This is a genomic window from Robinsoniella sp. RHS (assembly GCF_001029355.1).
Taxonomy (GTDB): Bacteria; Bacillota; Clostridia; order Lachnospirales; family Lachnospiraceae; genus Robinsoniella; species Robinsoniella peoriensis.
Genome location: NZ_JNGB01000232.1, coordinates 1 through 2,880 on the forward strand (window position 1 = coordinate 1; position 2,880 = coordinate 2,880).

At 34.1% G+C, this 2,880-nt stretch carries 1 protein-coding gene and 1 rRNA gene; one reads left to right on the plus strand and one right to left on the minus strand.

Annotated elements, in window-relative coordinates; all coding sequences use genetic code 11:
* On the minus strand, nt 1-1,529 hold a 1,529-nt coding region (locus tag RHS_RS29055; protein WP_047835175.1), incomplete at its 3' end, for a hypothetical protein.
* 1,087 nt (nt 1,530-2,616) lie between these two features.
* On the opposite strand from RHS_RS29055, the gene RHS_RS29060 reads away from it, so the two are divergent.
* Nucleotides 2,617-2,880: ribosomal RNA gene (locus tag RHS_RS29060) — 16S ribosomal RNA — on the plus strand; the annotation flags it as partial.

Consider the following 2,880-nt stretch of genomic DNA (forward strand, 5'->3'; position numbering starts at 1 on the left):
ATACTGGCATCTCCTTGTAGATCTAATACGTGACCGATGCCAATTTCATATATTTTAGCATCATTTTCTATCTTAACATCACTAGCAAATTCAACCATACCACCTGTACAATTTAGCGCCAGGCTTGGACACGATTCATTTTGAATAATATTTAACAAATTTGCTTGATTGGATTCCATTGTAATTTGTTGCGTTTCATTACCAGCAAAAATTACTGTTCCAAAATGAGCGACATCGTTAAATCCGTAAATTCCATATAACACAGTAGGACCCAATTGATAAAAATCACCATATAATTCTAAAATAGCTCCTGGCTTTAAACTATTATATTTAGAAGCACTCTGTGTGTAAAAGTCACCCTTAACAATAATGCGTGCCCCCTCTTCAGCACCAAGCACACACCCAGTCTCTTCATATCCACCATCCACTGACTTTTTCTGGAGCCGATAATCCCCACCTATATGCAGTACAGATCCTTTGTTCAGTATTAGTCCATTTTCTAAGTAATTATTATCAATTTTTAAATTGTAACCATTGGTATTACCTGTAAGGCTCACCTCTTCCCCGCCTATTACCGTATCTTGTATCAATTCAATATCCCACAATATGGTATCAGCATAAATTTTTCCTTCCTTATTAGATACCTCTATGCGTCCTAAAAATGATATTTTAGATGGATAATTAAGCAAAGGCATTGAAATATGCTGGTCTTTTTCCCCTGCAAATACCAGTTTTCCATAGTTCTTGAAATAACTTTCGTCGACTTGGTTAAAGTTCCCATGCAGTTCCAGTACTGATCGATACCGGTCAATTTCATTCGAATTATTCGTACTTTGGGTATAAAAGTCTCCTCCCACTACAATATGAGTACCCGAGTTTGCATGCAAATGTGCTTGTGTGCTACCATATTCGCCTCTCTCATCCTCAGATTGGATACGGAAATCACCATCTACATAAATAGTGGATTCATTTGACTCCAATGCCCCGGATTGAAAAACTATATTTCCAGTTACCCTAATTGTACTATAACTAAAATTAATACGGTTATCAATATACACATTTCCTTTATATAATATTTTTTTCTTATAATATTCTCCTCCACTAAGAACAGTATCTCCTTCTATAATCTCATCGTAAACAATATCTTTAGGAATAGTCTTGTTGACATAATCAGACTGCCGGTTATCACCATTATCCTTTTTTTGACCTTCTGTTTGAAACAAATCTGTGTCTTCTTCTACATTTGTTTCCGAGCTCTCAAATTGTTCACTTTCCGTTTCTGCTTTTAGATCAGATCCGCTATTTGGTTCCGTAATGATACTTGACTCCTCTGATTCTGTTTCAGTATCTTTTTGCTTAATTTCCGTTTCTTCTGTTTCTTTCAAAGTCATTAACTGATCTGGATTTGGGTTAGCCATAACGTTTAGTATAAGTCCTAAATTAGGGATATCTGAAACAAATACCAATGTTGCTATAGTTATACATATAATTGACTTTAAAAATCTTTTTCTTTCTTTTTTCTTCCACATATCATTTTCTCCCTTTTCATATAAATTTAAGAGTACATTATAAAATAATTTTTGGTGTTTTTGATGTGATATGTACTGAAATGTAAAAAGCATGTCATCAAAATGCTAATATTAGCAATAAATGATTACCCACTACGGGAACTTTTCGTATAGACAAGCAGGGTACCATACTTTTATTCAATAATTTTAGAACAAAAAATAACCTCCCAAATACTACAAATAGTATTTGAAAGGCAAAAAAGATTATCTTTCTAAGAATTAAAAATTGTAGACGAAATCTACATCTACTGTTTTAAGTACTTTTACCGTACCAGTTCTGTTTTTTCCTATTGCTTGATATTTTGTATATTTACCATTATATATTGGCATTTAGCATTGATATTAACTACAGTATAGAGAGCGTAGGAAGGAAAGTAAATATAATAATTTATCCCAAATCTTAAAAAAATAGACGTAATTCAGTATGCAGCCGGTTATTACAATATGGTTGAAAATTAACAGTTGATTTCATAACAGAATAAAATATGTTGTGAAAAGAGGTACAATTGACAGGATGCAATGGATAGGGGAGAAAAAAACAGTAGAATACAGTAGAATTAATAAATTGAATCAATTGTGCAAAAAATATAAAAAAATTACAAAATAAGTGTTGACAGATCGGTTTCCAGGTGGTATCATAACAAAGTTGTCTCAAACAGACAGCAAAGAACAAAATCCGACACGAATGTAACACGAGAAATCGACTCGAATAAAGTTGAAAAAACTCAAAAAAAGTGTTGACAAATGATTTATAAAATGCTATCATATAAAAGTTGCTGTGAGAACGGCGACGAGATACATAAAAAACTTTTAAAAAAAGTTGTTGACAAAGACTTGGCGGTGTGATAGGATATAGAAGTTGCGCTAAAGAGTACAACAACAAAGAAAAGCAAGCAGAACCTTGATAATTGAACAGTGAAACAACCTTGAAAGATTCTATTAAAAGAGATTTCAAAATTAAGAACCGTATCAGAAATGATACAACCTTAAAACAGTAATAAAGGGATAAAATTAGCTAGTAGTTGATTTTTGAACTAAGATCAAAACTTTATTTGAGAGTTTGATCCTGGCTCAGGATGAACGCTGGCGGCGTGCTTAACACATGCAAGTCGAGCGAAGCATTAAAACCGATTTCTTCGGAAAGAAGTTTTAATGACTGAGCGGCGGACGGGTGAGTAACGCGTGGGTGACCTGCCTCATACAGGGGGATAACAGACAGAAATGTCTGCTAATACCGCATAAGCGCACAGTGCTGCATGGCACAGTGTGAAAAACTCCGGTGGTATGAGATGGACCCGCGTCTGATTAGCTA